Source organism: Methyloversatilis sp. NSM2 (assembly GCF_038066675.1).
Classification (GTDB): domain Bacteria; phylum Pseudomonadota; class Gammaproteobacteria; order Burkholderiales; family Rhodocyclaceae; genus Methyloversatilis; species Methyloversatilis discipulorum_A.
Map to the genome: position 1 here is coordinate 366,520 of NZ_JBBUKV010000017.1, position 20,648 is coordinate 387,167.

The following is a 20,648-nucleotide window of genomic DNA, read 5'->3' on the forward strand; positions in this document are numbered from 1 at the left end:
CTGTCAGTCGTGTACGGTGTGCGGATGCGGCAGCCTGCTGCCGATCTCAGCGTGGAGCGCTCGCATGTCCGACCTGTTGGCGAATGGTTTGTTGATCGACCTGATCATGATAGGGGTTTTGTTCGAAGCGGCGGCACTGGCGCTGCTGCACCGCCGGCGCGGTCTGGGCTTCGCGCCGGGCCGCTGGCTGCCGACGCTGGCCGCTGGCCTGTGCCTGATGCTGGCCCTGCGCGCAGCCCTCACCGGCGGCGGCGCGACGCTGGTGCTGTTCTGGCTGGCGGCGTCCGGCGTGGCGCACGGATGCGATCTTTACCTGCGCCGACCGCGGGCGCGCTGATCGACTGCAGTCTCATCGCCGACTTCCGGTAGCATGCGCCGCGCGATCCATGCCGTACGGATCGATCCCGACAACATTCACAGGATTTCGCCATGGCCGGAGCCAGCCTTCTCGCACTGATAGACGACATCGCCAGCGTACTGGACGACGTGTCCGTCCTGACCAAGGTCGCCGCCAAGAAGACGGCCGGCGTACTTGGCGATGACCTGGCGCTGAACGCGCAGCAGGTGGCCGGCGTCAAGGCCGATCGCGAACTGCCGGTGGTGTGGGCGGTGGCCATGGGTTCGGTACGCAACAAGCTCATCCTGGTGCCGGCGGCGCTCGCCATCAGCGCCTTCCTGCCGGCAGCGGTGACGCCGCTGCTGATGATAGGCGGGCTCTTCCTCTGTTACGAAGGCGTCGAGAAGCTGGCGCACAGATTCCTGCACAGCGCCGATGAAGACGCCGCGCACCACGCCGAGCACATGAAGGCGCTGGCCGACGAACAGGTCGACCTGGTCGCGCTGGAGAAGGAAAAGGTGAAGGGCGCCATCCGCACCGACTTCATCCTGTCGGCCGAAATCATCGCCATCACGCTGGGTACCGTGGCCGACGCGCCTTTCGGCACCCAGGTCGCGGTGCTGGCGGGCATTGCCGCCATCATGACGGTCGGGGTGTATGGACTGGTGGCGGGCATTGTCAAACTGGACGACGCCGGCCTCTACCTCAGCCGCGCCGCCTCGGGTGCGACGCGTGCGCTCGGTCGCGGCATCCTCGCACTGGCGCCGTGGTTGATGAAGGCTTTGTCGGTGGCCGGTACCGCCGCCATGTTCCTGGTCGGCGGCGGCATCCTGACACACGGCATCCCGGCGCTGCACGACCGGATACATCATCTGTCGGAAGCGGTGGGTTCGGTGTTGGGCGTGCTGCTGCCCTTCGTCGCCGACGCGCTGACCGGCGTCGTCGCCGGTGCGATCACGCTGGCCGTGGTGCTGGGTGCCAAGAAGCTGCGCGGCAGCGCGACCGCCTGACCCGGCGCGGACTCCGCTGGCCGGGCTCAGACCGGGCTCAGACCGGGCTCAGATCGGGCTTCAGTGCGCCGCGGTCGTCGAACACGACGCAGTTGCCGTGCCAGTGGGCGCCGCCCACTTCCTCGAAATAGCGCAGGATGCCGCCTTCGAGCTGCCACACCTGGTTGAAGCCGGCCTTCTTCATCAAGGGTGCGGCCTTTTCGCAGCGGATGCCGCCGGTACAGAAGGTGACGATGGGGGTGTCCTTCAGGTCGGCGTACTGTTCGAGCGCGGCCGGGAACTGACCGAAGCTGTCGACGCCGGGATCGAGCGCGTTGTCGAAGCTGCCCTGCTCGACTTCCCAGCGGTTGCGCGTGTCGATGATGACGAAGGGCCGCCCCTCGTCGTACCAGCGCTTCAGTTCGGCCGGCGGCAGATAGGGCGCCGGCGTCTCCGTCGGGTCGAAGTCGGGCGCGCCGACGGTGACGATTTCCTTCTTCAGACGCACGCGCAGCCGCTTGAACGGCAGCGTGTCCGACCCGCTCCATTTCACGTCGAGTGCGGCGAAGCGCGGGTCCTGCCCGAGGTCGGCGAAGAAGTCGCGCAGGTCGCTCTTCAGTCCGGCGAGGAAGATGTTGATGCCTTCGCTGGCGAGCAGCACGGTGCCGAGCAGCTGGCGCGACTGCGCCGCTTCGTGGATGCGAGTGCGCAGCGCTTCGCGGTCGTCGAGGCGGACGAAGCGGTAGGCGGCGGTGTTGGCGTAACGGGTCATGCTCACGGTCCGGAGATCAGGCGCCAAGTATACCTGTCGCCTGATACGCCTCCGGCGGCGCTCAGCCCAGCGCCTTCATCAGGTTGTAGACGCTGAGGCCGCTGATCAGCGTGCCCACCAGCACCAGCAGCGCACGCGCCGGCAGCGCGCGGCACAGGAAGGCGGCCAGCGGTGCGGCGAACATGCCGCCGGCGACCAGACCGGCCACGGTCGCCCACGGGGCGGCGTCGATGAAGATGACGAAGGCACCGGCGCTGGCGATGGCGATGAAGAATTCGGCGAAGTTCACCGAACCGATGGTGCGGCGCGGGTCCTGGCCGGCGCCGACCAGGCTGGTCGTGACCACCGGTCCCCAGCCGCCGCCGCCGGCTGCATCGACGAAGCCGCCGAACAGCGCCAGCTTGGCGACATGCTTAGGCTCCTGCGCCGGCTTGCGGCGATGGCGCCAGGCCTTGGCCAGCACGTAGATGCCCATCACCAGCAGGTAGCCGGAAATCCACGGCTTCAGCGCGGCGCCGTCGAACTTCGTCACCACCAGCGCGCCGAGTACGCCGCCGATCACGCCCGGTATCAGCAGCTTGAGCATCAGCTTGCGATCGACATTGCCCAGCCGCAGATGCGACAGGCCGGACAGGCCTGTCGTGAAGATTTCGGCGATGTGCACGCTGGCGCTCGCCACCGCGGGCGACGCACCTGTGCCGAGCAGAAAGGTGGTGGCGGAAATGCCGTAAGCCATGCCGAGCGCGCCGTCGATGCTCTGCGCGATGAAGCCGACGGCGGCCGCCTTCAGGAATTCGTCCGAAGTGACGACGCCGATCACGATGTCCAGCGCCGCCGACGGGTCGCCCAGTGGCAGACCGCGGGCGAGCAGGATGGCGGCCAGACCGAACAGCGTGAAGCCCATGAACCAGCTGGCGACGGTGGCCAGCGGGTGCGCGTGCGCGCGGTCTATCACCTGTTCGACCGGCGGCAGGCCGAGCGCTTCGTGGGCTTGTCCGACCTCGGTGGGCCGGGTGTCGATGTGGCGGATTTTCACTGCGCGTCGCTCGATATCTCAGGGAGCGCGCAGTCTAGTCAGCAATGCTTATTCAAAAAAGTGATATTTAGTTCTATAGATATCACCGGTCGGTATTTATCGGCAGGTGTCGCCCGGGGCGAGGCCGTACTACCGGTAAGGCCGCCGCCAGTAGCCCCAGGGGTAGGCCGGGTAATAGGGATAGCCATACATCCACATGCGGTCGCGCTCGCGCATCGCCTCGCGCATGCGCTCGGTTTCGATCAGGGTCTGCTGCATGTAGTCGATCACCTCGTCCGACACGCCTTCCTCGCGCAGCTTCGCCAGTTGCGAGGCCTTGAGCGGGTAGAGCGCACGGCTCTCCTCCAGGCGCTGGATGATTTCCGCCGGCGGGATGCCGTCCTTCGACATCTGCACGATTTCGTCGGTGGTCGGCGCCGGCGGGCGCGGCGGCGCAGTGACGCAGCCGCCAAGGGCGAGCGTGAGGCCGGCGAGCAGCAGGCTGCGGCGCAGGGTAAGCGTGTGCATGCGTGACTCCATCAGGTATCCATGCGTCAGAGTCGCTCGACGTCGCCCGAGTTCGACGCGTCGTCGAACAGGCGCGACCATACGGCGCGTATCGCGGTGCGCTCGGCCACCACCTCGTCCTTCGGCACCCGGGCTTTCGGCGCATCGTTGAGCCGCAGGCCGTGCTGCAGGTGGCGCAGCCGGCGGTAGGCGTTGCCGGCGGCGACCGCATCGAGTGCCGGCAGCAGGCCGACTTCGGAGGCGATGCGCAGCAGCGCGATGTTGCCGAGGTTGCCGGTCAGCTCGGGATGCGCGCCCGAGTGGGCCAGCACCATGTACTGCACGGCGAATTCGAGGTCGATCAGACCGCCGGCGTCGTGCTTGATGTCGAAAAGTTCGGACTTGTTGGCGTGGCCGTCCATCATCTTCTGCCGCATGTCCAGCACTTCGCGGCGCAGCGCGGCGACATCGCGCGGCTGGGTCAGCAGTTCGCGGCGGATCGCCTCGAACTGTTCGCCGACAGCCGTATCGCCGGCGCAGTAGCGGGCGCGCGTCAGCGCCTGGTGTTCCCACACCCAGGCCGATTTCTGCTGGTAGTCGCGGAAGGCCTCGATCGAACTGACCAGCAGCCCCGATTCGCCATTGGGTCGCAGCCGGGTGTCGGTTTCGAACAGGATGCCGGCGCTGGTATGGCTGGACAGCCAGGTGAGCATGCGCTGCGCGAGGCGGGCATAGGTTTCCGGCGCCGACTCGTGCGGGTCGTCGAACAGGAAGATGACGTCGAGGTCGGACGCGTAGCCCAATTCCTTGCCGCCCAGCTTGCCGTAGGCGATGACGGCGAAGCGCGGCGTGTCGCAATGGCGGCGCGTGAGCTTGCGCCAGCACATGTCCAGCGTGATGCGCAGCATCGCGTCGGCCAGCGCCGAGAGGTGGTCGGACAGGCGTTCGACCGACAGCTCGCCGGCCAGATCGCGTGCCAGCAGACGGAACACCTGGGCGTGGTGGGCGTCGCGCATGGTGTCCATCTGCCGCTCGGTGTCGTCGCCCAGCTCGTCCAGCTGCTGGCGCAGCGCCTGTTCGAAGGCCGGCCAGTCCGGTTCGGCGGTGAGCAGGCGGGCGTCCAGCAGTTCGTCGAGCAGGATGGGATGGCGTACCAGATAGTTCGCCGCCCAGCTCGACGCACCGATCAGCCGCGCCACCTGGCTCAGCGCCTGCGGAAACTCGGCCAGCAGTGCCAGATAGGCGGCGCGCCGGCTGATGGTTTCCAGCAGGTCGAGGCCGCGCAGCGCGGTGGCCGTGGGCTGCGGCGTATCGCGGCAGGCTTCGAGCAGCTTGGGTACCAGCGCGTCGACCCGCGTGCGCGAACTGTCGGGCAACTGGCGGTAGCGGCTGCCCGACTTGAAGGCGGACAGGCGGCGCGCCAGCTGCTCGGTGTCGGCGAAGCCCATGCCATCGAGCGCGCTGTGGCAGTCGTCGCACGGGGCACTGTCCTGACCGATGTCCTGCCAGACGGCGCGCGGCGTCGGGGTCGAGCTGTCCTGCGCGCCGAATACGGCGTCGAAATGGCGGCTCACATGGCCGCGGTGGTGGTCCAGTTCGTCCAGCAGCGCGGCGTAATCGCCGAAGCCCATGGCCGAGGCGATCAGCGCCTGGTCTTCGGCGGTGGCCGGCAGCTTGTGCGTCTGCGCGTCCTCGACATACTGCAGCCGATGTTCGAGCCGGCGCAGGAAGACGTAGGCGGACTGCAGCTGCTCGACTGCGTCCTCGCCCAGCACGCCGCGCATCGCCAGCCGGTCGAGCACCTTCTGCGTCGGCCGGATCTGCAGCGCGCTCTCGCGGCCGCCGCGTATCAGCTGGAATACCTGGGCGATGAACTCGATCTCGCGGATGCCGCCGGGGCCGAGCTTGATGTTGTCCGCCATGTCGCGGCGCGCCACTTCGCGCCGGATCTGCGCGTGCAGGTCGCGCATCGCGTTGATCGCGCCGAAATCGAGGTATTTGCGGAACACGAAGGGCTTGCGCAGCGATTCCAGTTCGTCATTGACGCCGCCGGTCAGCGCGCGCGCCTTGATCCAGGCGTAGCGCTCCCACTCGCGGCCCTGCGTGACGAAGTAGTTCTCCAGCATGTCGAAGCTGCAGGCCAGCGGGCCGGAATCGCCGTTCGGGCGCAGCCGCATGTCGACGCGGAACACGAAGCCGTCGGCGGTCACGTCCGCCAGAAGCTCGATCACCTTGCGGCCGAGGCGGGTGAAGAAGTCGAAGTTGTCGATGCGCTTGCCCGGGCCGGTGGGCGTTTCGCCGTCGGTTTCGCCCGATTCCGGGTAGACGAAGATGAAATCGACGTCGGAACTGACGTTCAGCTCGCGCCCGCCGAGCTTGCCCATGCCGATGCAGATGAAGGGCTGCACGGCGTTGTCCGCCTCGCCGCGCGGCTCGCCGAAGCGCTCGACCAGCGCGGCGCGCGCCTGATCGACCGCCACCCGCACCGTCTGTTCAGCCAGCAGCGTCATGCCCTCGGTCACCTCGTCCAGATCGGCCAGACCCGCCAGATCGCGCACGATCAGGTGGGCCATGGTGCGGGCACGCAGCCGGCGCAGCGCCGACTTCAGCGCCGCCTCGTCGCCGTGTCCGAACGGCGTCTGCGTCAGCCATTCGCCCAGCAGGGCCGCGCTGATCTGGGCCTGCAGCGTGCTGCCCAGCGCGTCTTCCAGCGCCGGCCGCGCGTCCAGCAGGCGGGCGAGGTAGCGGCTGTGGCGGCGGGCGTGGGCAATGGCGGCGGGGGCGTCCATGAGAGGTTTTCCGGTATGAAGATGTCGATTATGCAAAAAACCGCGTTGCGGGCCGGCATGTAAGCATGGCCTTACAAAGCGCGACAGCGCCTGCGTTGCGGGTAAACTCCCGCATCGTTCCATAAATGCAGTCATCGCCGGTTTGACTGCCCGCAAATCTTGTCCGACTCCGCCCACGCTGAACTCGCCGCCGCGGTCGCCACCGTCCGCGCGGCGGCGGCCCGCTCCATGTGGCGTCGCATCGCCGGGCGGCTGTTCGACGCGGCGCTGATCGCCTACGTCGTCGTCGCCTGCATCGTGCTGGTCGCTCGCCACTGGGTGCTGCCCGAGGTGGATCAGCACCGCGCACGCATCGAACAGTCGCTCGGCGACGCACTGCAGCGCCAGGTGCGCATCGACAGCCTGAGTGCCGACTGGAGCGGTCTGCATCCGCAGCTGTCGCTGCGCGGTCTGACCCTGCTCGACGAAGCCGGCCAGCCGGCGCTGCGGCTGGAACAGGTCGAAGCGGCGCTCGGCTTTTCGTCGCTGGTGCGCGGCGAACTGCATCTGCACCGGCTCGACATCAACGGCCCCGATCTCTGGATACGCCGCGAAGCGGACGGACGCTTCTTCGTCGCCGGTCTGGAGATAAGACAGGACGGCGAGCGGGGCGGCTTCATGCGCTGGCTGCTGTCGCAGGGTCAGATCAATATCCGGGGCGCGCGGCTGGAGTGGGACGACGCGCTGCGCGAGACGGCGCCGCCGCTGCAGCTCACCCAGGTCGATTTCCGCCTCGACAATTCCGGGCGCGACCATCGCTTCGGCCTGTCGGCACGGCCGCCGAGCGAGCTGGCACAGCGACTGGACATCCGCGGCGACGTGACGCTGCCCGACCGCGAGGACTGGCGCAGCGCGTCGGGCGAACTGTTCGTGTCGCTCGAAGGCGCCGATATGGCGGTCTGGCAGACCTGGGTCGATTACCCGCTCGAACTGTCGCAGGGGCGTGGTGCGGCGCGTGCATGGACGCGTTTCGACGGCGCCCGGCTGGCCGAGGTGACTGGCGAACTGGCGCTGGCCGACGTGCGGCTGCGCCTGGCGCCCGATCTGCCGCTGCTCGATCTGGTCAGCCTGTCCGGCCGCGTCAGCGCCGAACAACTGAGCCAGGAGCGCGTCGTCGCCTCGGCCCGTCAGTTGCAGCTGGCGACCCGCGACGGACTGCGCGTCCCGCCGACCAGCGTCGATCTGCGCTGGCAGGCGGCGGCCGGCAATGAAGTGGAGCGTGGCGAGGTGTCGGCCAGCGCGCTCGATCTCGACGCGCTGACCCGGCTGTCGGCCTACCTTCCGCTGCCGGACCCGGTGCGCGACCGGCTGCTGCGTCACGCGGCGCAGGGCGTCGTGCATGAACTCGACGGTGGGTGGACCGGCCCGCTGTCGGCGCCGACCGCCTTCCGCGTCAGCGCGCGGCTGGACCGGGTCGGTCTGCGCGCGGACGGCGCACTGCCCGGGGTCAGCGGGCTGAGTGGCCGCATCGAGGGCAGCGACGTGCGCGGCAGCGTGCAGATCGACGCGCCGGAGCTGGTGCTCGACCTGCCGGCGGTGTTCCCGCAGCCGGAAATCCCGTTCTCACAGTTCAAGGCACGCGCCGGCTGGTCGCGCAGCGACGGCGAAACCGAGGTGGTGATCGAATCGCTCGCCTTCCGCAACGACGACGTACACGGTCAGGCGCGCGGGCGCTACCGCACGGCGGGTAACACGGCCGGCGAGATCGACATCGAAGCCAAGCTGCTCGACGGCGACGCGCGGGCGGTGTGGCGCTATCTGCCGCTCGACATCGGACCCGACACGCGCGACTGGCTGCGCACTGCGCTGACCGCGGGGCGCGCGCCGGAGGCGACGCTGAAGTTGCGCGGCCGGCTCGATGATTTCCCGTTCGACCGTGGCCAGCCCGGCATCTTCCAGGTGAAGGTGAAGGCCGAGGACGTGACCGTCGATTTCGGTCCCAGCTGGCCGCCGCTGACCGGCCTGCGCGCCGATGTGCTGTTCGAGGGGCCGCGCATGCTCATCACCTCGCGTGACGGCCGCATCATGAACACCAAGCTGGGCCCGACCACGGCCGAGATTCCCGATCTCGACGCGGCCGAGGAACTGCTGCTGGTGAAAGGCTCGACCAGCGGTGCGACCGCAGATTTCCTGCGCTACATCGACGCCAGCCCGGTGGCCGAACGCATCGACGGCTTCACCTCGACCATGCGTGCCGAAGGCAACGGCAAGCTGGCGATCGCACTCACCATCCCGCTGCGCCATTCGAAGGACACCAAGGTCGAGGGCGAATACAGTTTCACCGCCAACAAGCTCGTGCTGGACAGCACGCTGCCGCCGCTGACCGACGCGTCGGGCAAGGTGGCCTTTACCGACAGCTCGCTGTCCATCCGCGGCGCCCAGGCCAGCGTGCTCGGCTTTCCGATGACGCTGGATGTCGGCTCCGGCGGCGGTGGCACGGTCAATGTAGACGTGCGCGGCCGCGCCTCGATGGACGCGCTGCGCGCCCAGTTCGGCCAGCCGTGGATGGCGGCGCTGTCCGGCGTCGCCGGCTGGCAGGCGCGGCTGGGCGTGCGCCGCAACGGCACCGACATGGTTCTGGACGCCGATCTGTCGCAGGTCGCCTCGACGCTGCCGGCGCCCTTCGGCAAGTCGGTCGGCGAAGCGCTGGCGCTCAAGGTCGAGCGCCTTGGCACGCTCGATGCGCGCGAAGCGGCACGGCGCGGCCTGCCGGCGCTCGGTGCCGAACGCGAACTGCTGCACATCGACGCCGGCCGGCTCGGCAGCGCCGACCTCGTGCGTCGCTCGACGCCGGCCGGCTGGGTGCTGGAGCGTGGCGCGGTCGGCCTGCCGCAGATGCCCGCTCTTCCCGATCAGGGCCTCGCGCTGGCGCTGAGCACCGAGACCGTCGATCTCGACGCGCTGCGCCGCGCCTTTGCCGCGCCGACGTCTGCCGGCGGCACGACGGGTGACGCGTTGCCGGTGTCGCGGGTGAAGCTCGACGCGAAGAATCTGCGCCTGTCCGGGCACTGGCTGGAGGCGGTGAAGATCGATGCGACGCGCCGTGGCGAGGTGTGGGACATCGATCTTGCCAGCACCCAGGCGCGCGGTCGCGTGAGCTGGAACGCGCAGGGCAAGGGTCAGGTGAAAGCGCGCTTCGATCAGCTGCGCATCGACACGGCGGACGAGGCGGGCGCCCAGGTCAGCAGCGTCGAGCCGGACGAGGAACTGGACGAACTGCCGGCGCTGGACATCGAGGCCGAGCGCTTCGTGCTCGACGGCCGCAACCTCGGCCGGCTCGAACTGCAGGCCAGCAACGAGCGCCGCGCCTGGCTGATCAACCGGCTGGCGCTGACCATGCCCGAGGGCAGCTTCGTCGCCAGCGGCGCCTGGGGCCGCGCGCTGGCCGGCTTGCGCGGCACGCGCGAGACGCGGCTCGATTTCGTCATCGACAGCGAGGACGCTGGAAAGCTGCTCGACCGCCTCGGTCACGCCGGCGCGTTGCGCCGCGGTACGGCCGGCATGAAGGGCATGCTGCGCTGGCAGGGCAGTCCGCTGTCGATCGACTACCCGTCGCTGTCCGGATCGTTCGAGCTGAAGGCGAGCAACGGCCAGTTCAGCAAGATCAATCCGGGCGCCGGTCGCCTGCTCGGCATCCTCAGCCTGCAGTCGCTGCCACGGCGCATCACGCTGGACTTCCGCGACGTGTTCAGCGAGGGCTTCGCCTTCGATCGCATCGAAGGAACGGTGGCGGTCGAGCGTGGCATCATGAACACCGACAATCTCGAACTGGCCGGGCCGGCCGCGCGCGTGCAGATCAGCGGCAGTGCCAACATCGCTGCCGAAACCCAGAACCTGACGGTGAACGTCCAGCCGGCGCTGAGCGACAGCGTGTCGGTCGGCGCGCTGATCGCCAATCCGGCGGTCGGGGTGGCGACCTATCTGGCGCAGAAGGTGCTGAAGGATCCGCTCGGCCAGATATTCTCGTTCCGCTACGCCGTCACCGGCTCGTGGGAGGATCCGCTGGTGGCCAAGCTGTCGACGGCGCCGGCGGCCGAATGAGCCTGTCATCCGATTGAAAGGTGCGTCATGAACACTACGACCAAGACCCGCGTTGCTGCCGTGCAGATGGTGTCCGGCCCGGTGGTGGCGGACAACCTGCAGGAAGCGGGGCACTGGATTGCCGAGGCGGCGCGTCAGGGCGCGCAGCTGGTGGCGCTGCCGGAGTACTTTCCGCTGATTTCCGGCGACGAGGCCGACAAGATAGGCATACGCGAATCAGAGGGCGAAGGCCCGATCCAGCGTTTCCTCGCCGACTGCGCGCGCCGGCACGGCATCTGGCTGATCGGCGGCTCGGTGCCGCTGGTGGCGGATGCCGCGAACAAGGTCCGCAACACCTGCCTCGCCTACGGCCCGGACGGCAGCCAGGTGGCCCGTTACGACAAGGTCCATCTGTTCGCCTTCACCCGCGGCACCGAGAATTACGACGAGGCGCGGACGATCGAAGCCGGTCATCAGCCGGTGTCGATCGAGACCCCTTTCGGCCGGGTCGGCCTGTCGATCTGCTACGACCTGCGCTTTCCGGAGTATTTCCGCGCGCTTGGTGACATGAAGCTGCTGGTGCTCGGTGCCGCTTTCACCGAAACCACCGGCCGGGCCCACTGGGAACTGTTGCTGCGTGCGCGCGCGGTCGAGAATCAGTGTTACGTGCTGGCGGCGGCGCAGGGCGGCGTGCACCCGTCCGGCCGGCGCACCTGGGGCGACTCGATGCTGATCGATCCGTGGGGCAATGTGATCAATCGCCTGGCGCGTGGTCCGGGCGTGGTCGTAGGTGATCTGGATTCGGACTATCTTGTTGAAATAAGGCAGAATCTTCCTGCTTTGGGCCACCGGCGCATCGCTTGTTGAGGTCTCCCCGCATGAATGACCAGACCACTCGGAATCCGTCGAAATTTCCGCACACGCTGGCGGAAGTGACGGTCATGGACGTCGAACGGCTGCGCTCGATGTGCATCGAGCAGGAGGACATTCCGGGTACGCGCGAAATGGCGCAGCAGAAGGACAAGTTCCGCGTGCGCCTGCTGAGCAGCGACAACGAGAAGCGCGAGGGCACCAGCCTGCTGATCGAGAAGATGTACTCGTGGCGCGGCTATCACACGAAGAAGCAGATCGACGAGGCGCCGAACCGCATCACCCTTGTAGCCGAGTTCGACGGCCACATCTACGGCACCATCACGGTCAATCTCGACTCCGACACCGGCCTGTCGGCCGACGAAACCTATCCGGACGTGATGCACGCGCTGCGCGACGAAGGTCGCAAGGTGTGCGAGTTCGGCAAGTTCGCGGTCGAGCAGTCGGTGCGCTCGAAGCGGCTGATGGGCACGCTGTTCCACCTGATGTGCATCTACGCCTTCCGCATCCAGGACTGCGACGACGTGCTGATCGAGGTGAACCCGCGCCATCGCGCGTTCTACGAGAAATATCTCGATTTCGTCCCGGCCGCCGAGGAGCGCATGTGCAAGCGCGTCGGCGCGCCGGCCATCCTGCTGCGGCTGACGCGCGAGCTTTATCGCAGCCGTGTCGATGAACTGGGCGGCCGCTGGCGTGATCTGAAGGAAGAGAAATCGATGTACAAGTACTTCTTCCCGCGCCAGGAAGAGGACGCCATCGCCGAACGCCTCGGGCGTCCGGCGCGCAACTGAACCAGGACTGATGCATTCATGACCACCGGCTCCACCGTCACGACCCGCGAACCGACTGCGCTCACCGGCGCCGACCTGATGGGCACCGCGCGTGCCACGCTGCTCGCCCCCTTCGATCTCGACCGCGGCGAACTCGACCGCGTGTTCGGTCTGCTCGGCAGCCACCGCATCGACTACGCCGATCTCTACTTCCAGCACCAGTGCAGCGAGGCCTGGAGCCTGGAGGAGGGCATCGTCAAGTCCGGCAGCTTCAATATCGAACAGGGCGTCGGCGTGCGTGCGATCCAGGGCGAGAAGACGGCCTTCGCCTATTCCGACGAAATCAGCCTGCCGGCGCTCGAAGCGGCCGCCCGCGCGACACGCGCGATCGCCTCGCAGGGGCAGAGCCTGAGCGCACGCACGGTCACCTCGGCGTCGCCGGTGCCGCTGTATTCGTCGCGCAATCCGCACGCCTCGCTCAGCGACACCGACAAGGTGAAGCTGCTCGAACGGCTCGAAAGCTACGCCCGCGCCGAGGACAGCCGCGTCACCCAGGTGATGGCACACATCGCCGGCACGCACGAGGTGGTGATGGTGATGCGCAGCGACGGTCACATGGCGGCCGACGTGCGCCCGCTGGTGCGGGTGTCGGTCACCGTCATCATGCAGGACGGCGATCGCCGCGAGCAGGGCTCCAGTGGCGGCGGTGGTCGCTTCGACTACGGCTACTTCAGCGACGCGGTGCTGCGCGACTACGCGGCAAAGGCGGTGCATCAGGCACGGGTCAATCTCGACGCCCGCCCCGCACCGGCCGGCACGATGAGCGTGGTGCTCGGCCCGGGCTGGCCCGGCATCCTGCTGCACGAGGCGATCGGCCACGGCCTGGAAGGCGATTTCAACCGCAAGGGCAGTTCCGCCTTCGCCGGCCGCATCGGCCAGCAGGTCGCGTCGCGCGGCGTCACCGTGGTCGATGACGGGACGCTGCCCAACCGCCGCGGTTCGCTGACCGTGGACGACGAGGGCAACCCGACCCGCTGCACGACGCTGATCGAGGACGGCATCCTGGTCGGCTACATGCAGGACAGCCTGAATGCCCGCCTGATGGGCGTGGCGCCGACCGGCAATGGCCGGCGCGAAAGCTTCGCCCATCTGCCGATGCCGCGCATGACCAATACCTACATGCTCAACGGCGACCGCGAGCCGGAAGAGATCATCCGTTCGGTCAAGAAAGGCCTGTACGCGGTCAATTTCGGCGGCGGCCAGGTGGATATCACCAGCGGCAAGTTCGTGTTCTCGGGTGCCGAGGTGTACATGATCGAGAACGGCCGCGTGACCTATCCGGTCAAGGGCGCGACGCTGATCGGCAACGGGCCGGATGCGCTGACACGGGTGTCGATGATAGGCAACGACATGGCGCTGGACAGCGGTGTCGGCACCTGCGGCAAGGAAGGTCAGAGTGTGCCGGTCGGTGTCGGTCAGCCGACGCTGCGCATCGACGGGCTCACCGTCGGAGGCACGGCCTGACGGTCAGTTGCAGCATGCCTACCTGGTTGAGACGCTGGTTCCCGACGCGCGAGCAGATCCTCGCCTCCCGCGTCGTCGCGCCGTTCGCCCATCACCTGCGCGACGACAGACTGTGGCACGCCAACCGCCACAGCGTCGCGAAGGCGGTGTCGATCGGCCTGTTCTTCGGGCTGATGATTCCGTTCGCCCAGTTCCTGTTTGCCATCGCCACCGCGCTCTTCCTGCGTGCCCACATCGCCATCAGCGCCGGCTGCACGCTGATCACCAACCCCTTCACCTTTCCGCCGATCTACTGGGCGGCCTACGAACTGGGCAGCTTCGTGCTCGCCAAGCCGGCGTCGGTCCGCGAATCGCAGCAGATCGAACAGAGTGCGGAAAAGATCGGCGAACTGGCGACCGGCTGGCTCGAAGGTTTCTGGATCTGGCTCAGCGCAGCCGGCCTGCCGCTGGTGACCGGGCTGTTCATCATGGCCTGCAGCGCCTCGGTGATCGGCTATTTTGCGGTCCACCTGCTGTGGCGCGAGCGCCGCAACTGAGCCGGCCACGATGCGCTCGAACGAAGGAAACCCCGCGCCGGGTTAGAATCCACCGCTTTGCAACGGCACACCTGCCGGCGCGGTACCGAACAACGTAGCCATGAACGCTCCCATGCACAAGATCACCGACGACGTCCGCATCAAGGAAATCCGCGAACTTCTGCCGCCCGCGCACGTGCTGCGCGAACTGCCGGCCAGCGATGTGGCGTCCGAAACGACGTTTGCCGCGCGCCAGGCCATCCACCGCATCCTGCGCGGCGCCGACGACCGCCTGCTGGTGGTGATCGGCCCGTGCTCGATCCACGACTACAAGGCCGGCATGGAATACGCGAAGCTGCTGAAAGCGCAGCGCGCGCGTCTTTCGGCCGACCTCGAAATCGTCATGCGCGTCTATTTCGAGAAGCCGCGTACCACGGTGGGCTGGAAGGGGCTGATCAACGACCCCTATCTGGACAACAGCTTCAAGATCAACGACGGCCTGCGCCTGGCGCGCCGCATCCTGCTGGAAGTGAACGAGCAGGGCCTGCCCGCCGGCACCGAATTCCTCGACACCATCACGCCGCAGTACACGGCCGACCTGGTGGCCTGGGGTGCCATCGGCGCGCGCACGACGGAAAGCCAGGTGCACCGCGAACTGGCGTCCGGCCTGTCCTGCCCGGTTGGTTTCAAGAACGGCACCGACGGCAACGTGCGCATCGCCTCCGACGCGATCAAGTCGGCACAGTCGCCGCACGTGTTCCTGTCGGTCACCAAGGCCGGCCACTCGGCCATCGTGTCGACCGCCGGCAACGAGGACTGCCACGTCATCCTGCGCGGCGGCAAGGAGCCGAACTACGATGCCGAGGCGGTCGAGAAGGTGTGCCGCGAACTGGCCGCCGCCGGCGTGCCGGCCAAGGTGATGATCGACTTCTCGCACGCCAACAGCCGCAAGCAGTGCGCGCTGCAGATGGACGTCGCGCGCGACGTCGCGGCGCAGATGGCCTGCGGCGAGGACCGCATCTTCGGCGTGATGGTCGAATCGCATCTGAAGGAAGGCCGTCAGGATCTGGTTGCCGGCAAGGAGCCGGAATACGGCATGAGCATCACCGACGCCTGCCTGGGCTGGGAAAAGAGCGTCGAACTGCTCGACATCCTGGCCGAAGCCGTGCGCGCGCGTCGCCGTGCGCTGGCCGACCGCGACTGATCGGTGAATACGCTGTTCGCTACGGCGCCGGCTTCCAGCTGGCGCCGTTTCTATTTCATCAGCCTGCTGCTGACGCTGGTCTTCCGCGGCTGGCTGGGCGCGGTGCTGCCCTTTACCGGCGACGAAGCCTACTTCTACTGGTGGGGCAAGATTCCGGCTGGCGGCTTCTACGACCATCCGCCCATGGTGGGCTGGTGGCTGGCGGCGCTGATATCGGTGTCGGAAGCCGAGTGGTGGCTGCGTCTGCCGGCCATCCTGCAGCCGGCGCTGTTGTCCTTCATGCTGCTCGGCTTTCTGCGCGACGATGCCGCCGCCACACGCTGGGGCGCGGCGACGCTGATGCTGCTGGCGCCGGCCAGCGTGCTCGACGTGCTGATCACGACCGACATCCCGCTGGTGTATTTCAGCGTTGCCTCGGCGCTGGTGTTCCTGCACGCGCAGCGCACACGGTCGATGCCCGCTTTCGCACTGGCCGGTCTGCTGCTCGGCGGCGCCTTCCTGTCCAAGTACTTCGCCGTGCTGCTCGGACTGGCCTACATCGTGTGGGCGCTGTGGCGCCCCGCAGCCTGGAAGTGGAAAGGGCTGGCGCTGCTCGTGCTGTGGGCGCTGCCGGCGGGTCTGTACAACGCGTGGTGGAACAGCCAGCACTGCTGGGCCAACGTCATGTTCAACGTGTTCAATCGACACGGCGGTGCCGGGCTGTCGTGGAAGACGCCGCTGCTGTACGCCGGCATGATGCTGTGGCTGCTGACGCCCATGGTGGCGTGGCGCCTGCTGCGTGCGCCCGGCGCCTGGATGCGCCAGGCCGCGCTGCCGGCGCTGGTGGTCGTGCCGCTGGCGGTGTTCGGTCTGCTGTCGCTGGTCAAGACCATAGGCCTGCACTGGGTGTTCTCCTTCGTGCCGCTGGCCTTCCTGATGTATGCGCGCGCGGTGCCCGACGGCGTGCTGCGTCGTACCCGCAACATCACCGCGGTACTGGCGCTGCTGCACGTGGCCGGTGTGGTCGCGGTGGCGACGCAGCCGGTCGATAGCTGGGCGCAGCGGCTGGGGCCGCGCAAGTACGCCGGCGTCGTGCAGACGGTGAAGGCGGATGAGGTGATCGCCGCGCTGGGCAGCGACGTCGAGCGCTACGTGCTGATGACCGACGGCTATTCGCCCTCGGTCACGCTGGGCTACAACCACGGCCGCTACTGGCCGGTGTTCGGCCCGGCGTCCAGCCATGCGCGGCACGACGACGTGCTGACCGACTTCCGCGCGCTGGCCGGCCGCGACATCCTGATCCTGAGCAAGGAGAAGCCGGACTTGGCCGACTACACGCCCTATTTCCGCGAGGTGAGCGAGGACACGCTGCAGGTGCGGGGTGCCACCTTCTGGCGCATCCGCGGCCACGGGTTCGACTACGCGGCCTACCATGCGGGCGTGCTGGAGCCGGCGCGCCGCCTGTGGTACGCAATACCGAAATGGCTGCCGGACTGCGGCTGCTATTTCGAGGAACGCTATTTCAACTGAGACCGCGATGATCGTCGCCGCCCTGCAGCTGATGCGTCCGAAGCAGTGGGTGAAGAACGGCTTCGTGTTCTTCGGCCTGCTGTTTGGTCACGCCTGGCATCAGGCCGCCATGGTGCAGTCGGCGCTGCTGGCCTTCGCCGCCTTCTGCCTGATGTCCAGTGCCGTGTACGCGCTGAACGACTTCCGCGACGTCGCGCAGGACCGGCTGCACCCGGTCAAGCGGCGGCGTCCGCTGGCTTCCGGCGCGCTGTCACCCTCGGTAGCGGTGCTGCTGATGGGGGCGCTGTCCGCCAGTTCGCTCGCGCTGGCCTGGCAGGTTGGCGAAATGCTGGTGTGGCTGCTGTGCATCTACGGGCTGATCAACCTCGGCTACAGCTACGGCCTGAAACGCGTGGTCGTGCTCGACGTGTTCCTGATCAGCGCCGGTTTCATGCTGCGCCTGCTGGCCGGCACGACCGGCCTCGGCATCCCGCCGTCGAACTGGCTGTTGATGTGCGGCCTGCTGCTGACGCTTTTCCTCGGCTTCGCCAAGCGGCGCGCCGAAATGATGCTGATGGAGGAGGGCGGCGGCGCCCACCGCAAGGTGCTGGACCAGTACTCGGCCGCACTGCTCGACCAGTTCATCACCATCAGCGGCGCCTGCGCCGTCGTGGCCTACGCGCTGTACACGGTGGACGAGGACACGGTGCGTACCCACGGCACCGGCGACCTGATCTACACGCTGCCCTTCGTGCTGTACGGCCTGTTCCGCTATCTCTATCTGCTGCATCGGCAGGGCGGCGGCGGCGATCCGTCGCACGACCTGTTCCGCGATGTCCACCTGATCGTCGCGATGGCGGGCTGGGTGGTCGTCACCGTCCTCATCCTGCGCTGATCAGCCGGTCAGCGGTTCGACCGTCGCGTCCTGCCCCCACAGCCGCTGCAGCGCAGCGTTGCGTTGCGTTGGCGGCGCGCTGCTCCAGAAACGTTCGCCGCCGTGGTGGCCGCTGCGCAGCAGACCGGCCCGGCCGAGCGCGCGCGCGAGCTGGCGGGCGACCGCATCTCCGGTGTCGATCACGCGTACCGAGGGCCCGGCCGCCTGTTCGATCAGCGGGCGCAGGAAGGGGTAATGGGTGCAGCCGAGCACGATCACGTCGGCGCCCTCGGCGATCAGCGGTTCGACGTGCGAGGCCACCAGCGCACGCGTGGCCGGCGTGTCGAAGTCGCCGCGCTCGACCGCTTCCACCAGACCGCTGCCCGGGCGGGTCACCACGTGGATGTCGCGGCCGAAGGTGTCGAGCAGTGCCGCGAAGCGACTGCTGGCCAGCGTGCCGGTGGTGGCCAGCACGCCGACCGTGCCGGTCTTCGTCGCCGCCACCGCCGGTTTGACCGCCGGTTCCATGCCGATGATGGGGAGCGCCGGCCAGCGCTCGCGCAGCGCCTGCGCGGCCGCCGCGGTGGCCGTGTTGCAGGCGATCAGCAGCGCCTTGGCGCCGCGTGCGATCAGGAATTCGCCCAGCTCGGCGCTGCGTGCGCGTATCCAGTCGGCGCTGCGCTCGCCATAGGGAGCGAAGCCGGAATCGGCGACGTACAGGAAATCCTCGGCCGGCAGCGCCGCGCGCGCATGGCGCAGCACCGACAGGCCGCCGAGGCCGGAGTCGAATACGCCTATCGGCGCGTCGGGAGTGCTGGTCACGGGCAGTGCTCGGTCGCGGACGTGTCCGCGGCCATCCCTTCAGTCCGTTGCGCCGTCGTGGGCGCGGCCGCGCTGCCACAGCACGTCGCCGCAGCCGGCCAGCCGGTTGTAGGTGCGGCCGAGCACGAACAGCAGGTCGGACAGGCGGTTCAGATACTGCCGGCTCGCCTCCGACACCTTGCCTTCGGCGGCCGCAGCGATCACCACGCGTTCGGCACGACGGCAGATGGTGCGGGCGAGGTGGGCGTGGGCTGCCGCGCGGGTGCCGCCGGGCAGGATGAATTCCTTCAGCGGCGTCAGCTCGGCGTTCAGGCGTTCCAGTTCGGCATCGAGGCGCGCCACCTGTTCGGTCTTGATCAGGTGGTAGCCGGGGATGGCCAGTTCGCCACCGAGGTCGAACAGATCGTGCTGGATTTCGGTCAGCAGCGCCGACAGATCGGCCGGCATGTCTTCGCACAGCAGCACGCCGAGGGCGCTGTTCAGTTCGTCGACGTCGCCGAGCGCGTGTATCCGCGCACTGGATTTGGAAACCCGGGTGCCGTCGCCGAGGCCTGTTTCGCCGCCGTCGCCGGTGCGGGTGGCAATCTTGGATAGTCGATGACCCATGGCGTGTGATGACTTGGATAAGAGGTATTGATTATAAGTGCGCGCAAATATAAGGCCGGCGCACGCTAGAATTGCACATCATCCCATGCTGGCGCCCACCCCGCGACAGCCGGATATGCGGGCGGCCATCACCCGGCAGCGCTGCGCGGTTCATGCACATACACGCAGACCACACATCCCCCGCAAATGAACAGAACAGACGGAGTTGCCGTGAGTACCCCCGAACCGAAAGATTTCCTGAACAAGCTGTTCCAGGCGGCGTTCGACGCTGCCAATCCCGATCTGTGCGTGCCGGCCAATCTGCCGCCGCCGCCCAAGGGCCGCACCATCGTCGTCGGCGCTGGCAAGGCCGCGGCGTCGATGGCGATGGCGGTCGAGAAGAACTGGTCGGGCGACCTGTCCGGCCTGGTGGTCACCCGCTACGGCCACGGCGCGCCGTGCCAGCGCATCGAGGTGGTCGAGGCGTCGCACCCGGTGCCGGATGCGGCCGGTCAGCAGGCAGCGAAGCGCATTCTCGACAAGGTGCAGGGCCTGAGCGAAGACGATCTGGTAATCGCCCTGATCTCCGGCGGTGGCTCGGCGCTGCTGTCGGCGCCGGCCGAAGGCCTGACGCTGGAGGACAAGCAGGCGGTGAATCGCGCGCTGCTGGCCAGCGGCGCCGCCATCCAGGAAATGAATTGCGTGCGCAAGCACCTGTCGTCGATGAAGGGCGGCCGGCTGGCGCAGGCCGCCTATCCGGCGCGCGTGTTCACGCTGGTCATTTCCGACGTGCCGGGCGACGACCCGGCCGTGGTCGCCTCCGGCCCGACGGTGCCGGACACCACCACGCGCGAGGACGCGCTGGCCATCATCCGCCGCTACAACATCGAAGTGCCGGCGGCCGTGATGGCCTGGCTGGCGAAGCCGGAATCGGAAACGCCGAAGGCCGACGATCCGCGACTGGCGCGCTGCGAAACCCGGGTCATTTCCACTGCCCAGGCCTCGCTGCTGGCGGCCGCCGAAGTGGCGCGCGCGCACGGCGTGACCCCGCTGGTGCTGGGCGACATGATCGAAGGCGAATCGAGCGACGCGGGCAAGGTGTTGGCCGGCATCGCCAAGGCCTGCGCGATCAATGGCACGCCGGTCCAACCGCCCTGCGTGCTGCTGTCGGGCGGTGAAACCACGGTCACTCTGGGTCAGATCAAGCCGGGCCAGAAGCCGCGCGGCGGCCGCAATTCCGAATTCCTGCTGTCGCTGGCGATCGCGCTGGACGGCATGAAAGGCATCCACGCGGTGTCCGGCGACACCGACGGCATCGACGGCAGCGAGGACAACGCCGGCGCCATCGTCACCGACGACACGCTGGCCCGCGCCCGCGCCGCCGGCATCGACGCCCGCACGATGCTGGACCAGCACGACGCCTACGGTTTCTTCCTCGGCATCGACGACCTCATCGTGACCGGCCCGACGCTGACCAACGTAAACGACTTCCGCGCCATCTACGTCGAAAAGAAGGTCTGAACGACCT

General features: G+C 68.0%; 17 protein-coding genes. 11 read left to right on the top strand and 6 right to left on the bottom strand.

From position 1 onward, the window contains the following. Nucleotides 1-64 precede the first annotated feature (64 nt). The gene (locus WJU27_RS20560; protein ID WP_020165662.1) at nucleotides 65-337 is read left to right on the top strand and encodes a hypothetical protein; all 273 of its coding nucleotides are present in this window, start codon (nucleotides 65-67) and stop codon (nucleotides 335-337) included. A gap of 92 nt (nucleotides 338-429) precedes the next feature. Further along, complete coding sequence (locus WJU27_RS20565) at nucleotides 430-1,347, top strand: DUF808 domain-containing protein (protein WP_020165661.1); 918 nt, start codon at nucleotides 430-432, stop codon at nucleotides 1,345-1,347. Nucleotides 1,348-1,384: 37 nt separating this feature from the next. On the opposite strand, the gene trhO is transcribed toward WJU27_RS20565, so the two are convergent. The 4 genes from trhO to glnE all read right to left on the bottom strand — a co-directional run bounded on the left by trhO (nucleotide 1,385) and on the right by glnE (nucleotide 6,409). Then, nucleotides 1,385-2,098 carry an oxygen-dependent tRNA uridine(34) hydroxylase TrhO gene (gene trhO / locus WJU27_RS20570; protein WP_020165660.1) on the bottom strand — a complete coding sequence of 238 codons (714 nt, stop codon included), beginning with the start codon at nucleotides 2,096-2,098 and terminating at the stop codon, nucleotides 1,385-1,387. 61 nt (nucleotides 2,099-2,159) lie between these two features. Beyond that, complete coding sequence (locus tag WJU27_RS20575; RefSeq protein ID WP_020165659.1) at nucleotides 2,160-3,134, bottom strand: sulfite exporter TauE/SafE family protein; 975 nt, start codon at nucleotides 3,132-3,134, stop codon at nucleotides 2,160-2,162. A 129-nt stretch (nucleotides 3,135-3,263) separates the two neighbouring features. After that, nucleotides 3,264-3,641: a hypothetical protein gene (locus WJU27_RS20580; RefSeq protein ID WP_020165658.1), complete on the bottom strand. Its 378-nt coding sequence runs from the start codon at nucleotides 3,639-3,641 to the stop codon at nucleotides 3,264-3,266. Between the two features lie 26 nt (nucleotides 3,642-3,667). After that, the gene (glnE, locus tag WJU27_RS20585; RefSeq protein WP_020165657.1) at nucleotides 3,668-6,409 is read right to left on the bottom strand and encodes a bifunctional [glutamate--ammonia ligase]-adenylyl-L-tyrosine phosphorylase/[glutamate--ammonia-ligase] adenylyltransferase; all 2,742 of its coding nucleotides are present in this window, start codon (nucleotides 6,407-6,409) and stop codon (nucleotides 3,668-3,670) included. 159 nt (nucleotides 6,410-6,568) lie between these two features. On the opposite strand from glnE, the gene WJU27_RS20590 reads away from it, so the two are divergent. The 8 genes from WJU27_RS20590 to WJU27_RS20625 all read left to right on the top strand — a co-directional run bounded on the left by WJU27_RS20590 (nucleotide 6,569) and on the right by WJU27_RS20625 (nucleotide 17,734). After that, nucleotides 6,569-10,489, top strand: coding sequence for a YhdP family protein (locus WJU27_RS20590; RefSeq protein WP_341423269.1), 3,921 nt, complete (start codon nucleotides 6,569-6,571; stop codon nucleotides 10,487-10,489). Nucleotides 10,490-10,516: 27 nt separating this feature from the next. Continuing rightward, on the top strand, nucleotides 10,517-11,335 hold the full coding sequence (locus WJU27_RS20595; RefSeq protein ID WP_341423270.1) for a carbon-nitrogen hydrolase family protein: 819 nt from the start codon (nucleotides 10,517-10,519) through the stop codon (nucleotides 11,333-11,335). Between the two features lie 11 nt (nucleotides 11,336-11,346). Beyond that, on the top strand, nucleotides 11,347-12,129 hold the full coding sequence (locus WJU27_RS20600; protein WP_020165654.1) for a GNAT family N-acetyltransferase: 783 nt from the start codon (nucleotides 11,347-11,349) through the stop codon (nucleotides 12,127-12,129). A gap of 18 nt (nucleotides 12,130-12,147) precedes the next feature. Then, a complete protein-coding gene (gene tldD / locus WJU27_RS20605) occupies nucleotides 12,148-13,632 on the top strand; it encodes a metalloprotease TldD (RefSeq protein WP_341423271.1) in 1,485 nt (494 codons plus the stop codon). Between the two features lie 14 nt (nucleotides 13,633-13,646). Continuing rightward, nucleotides 13,647-14,168 carry a DUF2062 domain-containing protein gene (locus tag WJU27_RS20610; RefSeq protein ID WP_029143818.1) on the top strand — a complete coding sequence of 174 codons (522 nt, stop codon included), beginning with the start codon at nucleotides 13,647-13,649 and terminating at the stop codon, nucleotides 14,166-14,168. Between the two features lie 112 nt (nucleotides 14,169-14,280). Further along, nucleotides 14,281-15,351, top strand: a complete 1,071-nt coding sequence (gene aroG / locus WJU27_RS20615; RefSeq protein WP_341423272.1) for a 3-deoxy-7-phosphoheptulonate synthase AroG — start codon at nucleotides 14,281-14,283, stop codon at nucleotides 15,349-15,351. 3 nt (nucleotides 15,352-15,354) lie between these two features. Next, the gene (locus tag WJU27_RS20620; protein ID WP_341423273.1) at nucleotides 15,355-16,860 is read left to right on the top strand and encodes an ArnT family glycosyltransferase; all 1,506 of its coding nucleotides are present in this window, start codon (nucleotides 15,355-15,357) and stop codon (nucleotides 16,858-16,860) included. A gap of 7 nt (nucleotides 16,861-16,867) precedes the next feature. After that, nucleotides 16,868-17,734 carry a decaprenyl-phosphate phosphoribosyltransferase gene (locus WJU27_RS20625; protein ID WP_020165649.1) on the top strand — a complete coding sequence of 289 codons (867 nt, stop codon included), beginning with the start codon at nucleotides 16,868-16,870 and terminating at the stop codon, nucleotides 17,732-17,734. On the opposite strand, the gene murI is transcribed toward WJU27_RS20625, so the two are convergent. Continuing rightward, on the bottom strand, nucleotides 17,735-18,535 hold the full coding sequence (gene murI / locus WJU27_RS20630) for a glutamate racemase (protein ID WP_341423274.1): 801 nt from the start codon (nucleotides 18,533-18,535) through the stop codon (nucleotides 17,735-17,737). 39 nt (nucleotides 18,536-18,574) lie between these two features. After that, the gene (locus tag WJU27_RS20635; protein ID WP_341423275.1) at nucleotides 18,575-19,141 is read right to left on the bottom strand and encodes a cob(I)yrinic acid a,c-diamide adenosyltransferase; all 567 of its coding nucleotides are present in this window, start codon (nucleotides 19,139-19,141) and stop codon (nucleotides 18,575-18,577) included. A 210-nt stretch (nucleotides 19,142-19,351) separates the two neighbouring features. On the opposite strand from WJU27_RS20635, the gene WJU27_RS20640 reads away from it, so the two are divergent. Beyond that, nucleotides 19,352-20,641: a glycerate kinase type-2 family protein gene (locus WJU27_RS20640; protein WP_341423277.1), complete on the top strand. Its 1,290-nt coding sequence runs from the start codon at nucleotides 19,352-19,354 to the stop codon at nucleotides 20,639-20,641. Nucleotides 20,642-20,648 lie beyond the last annotated feature (7 nt).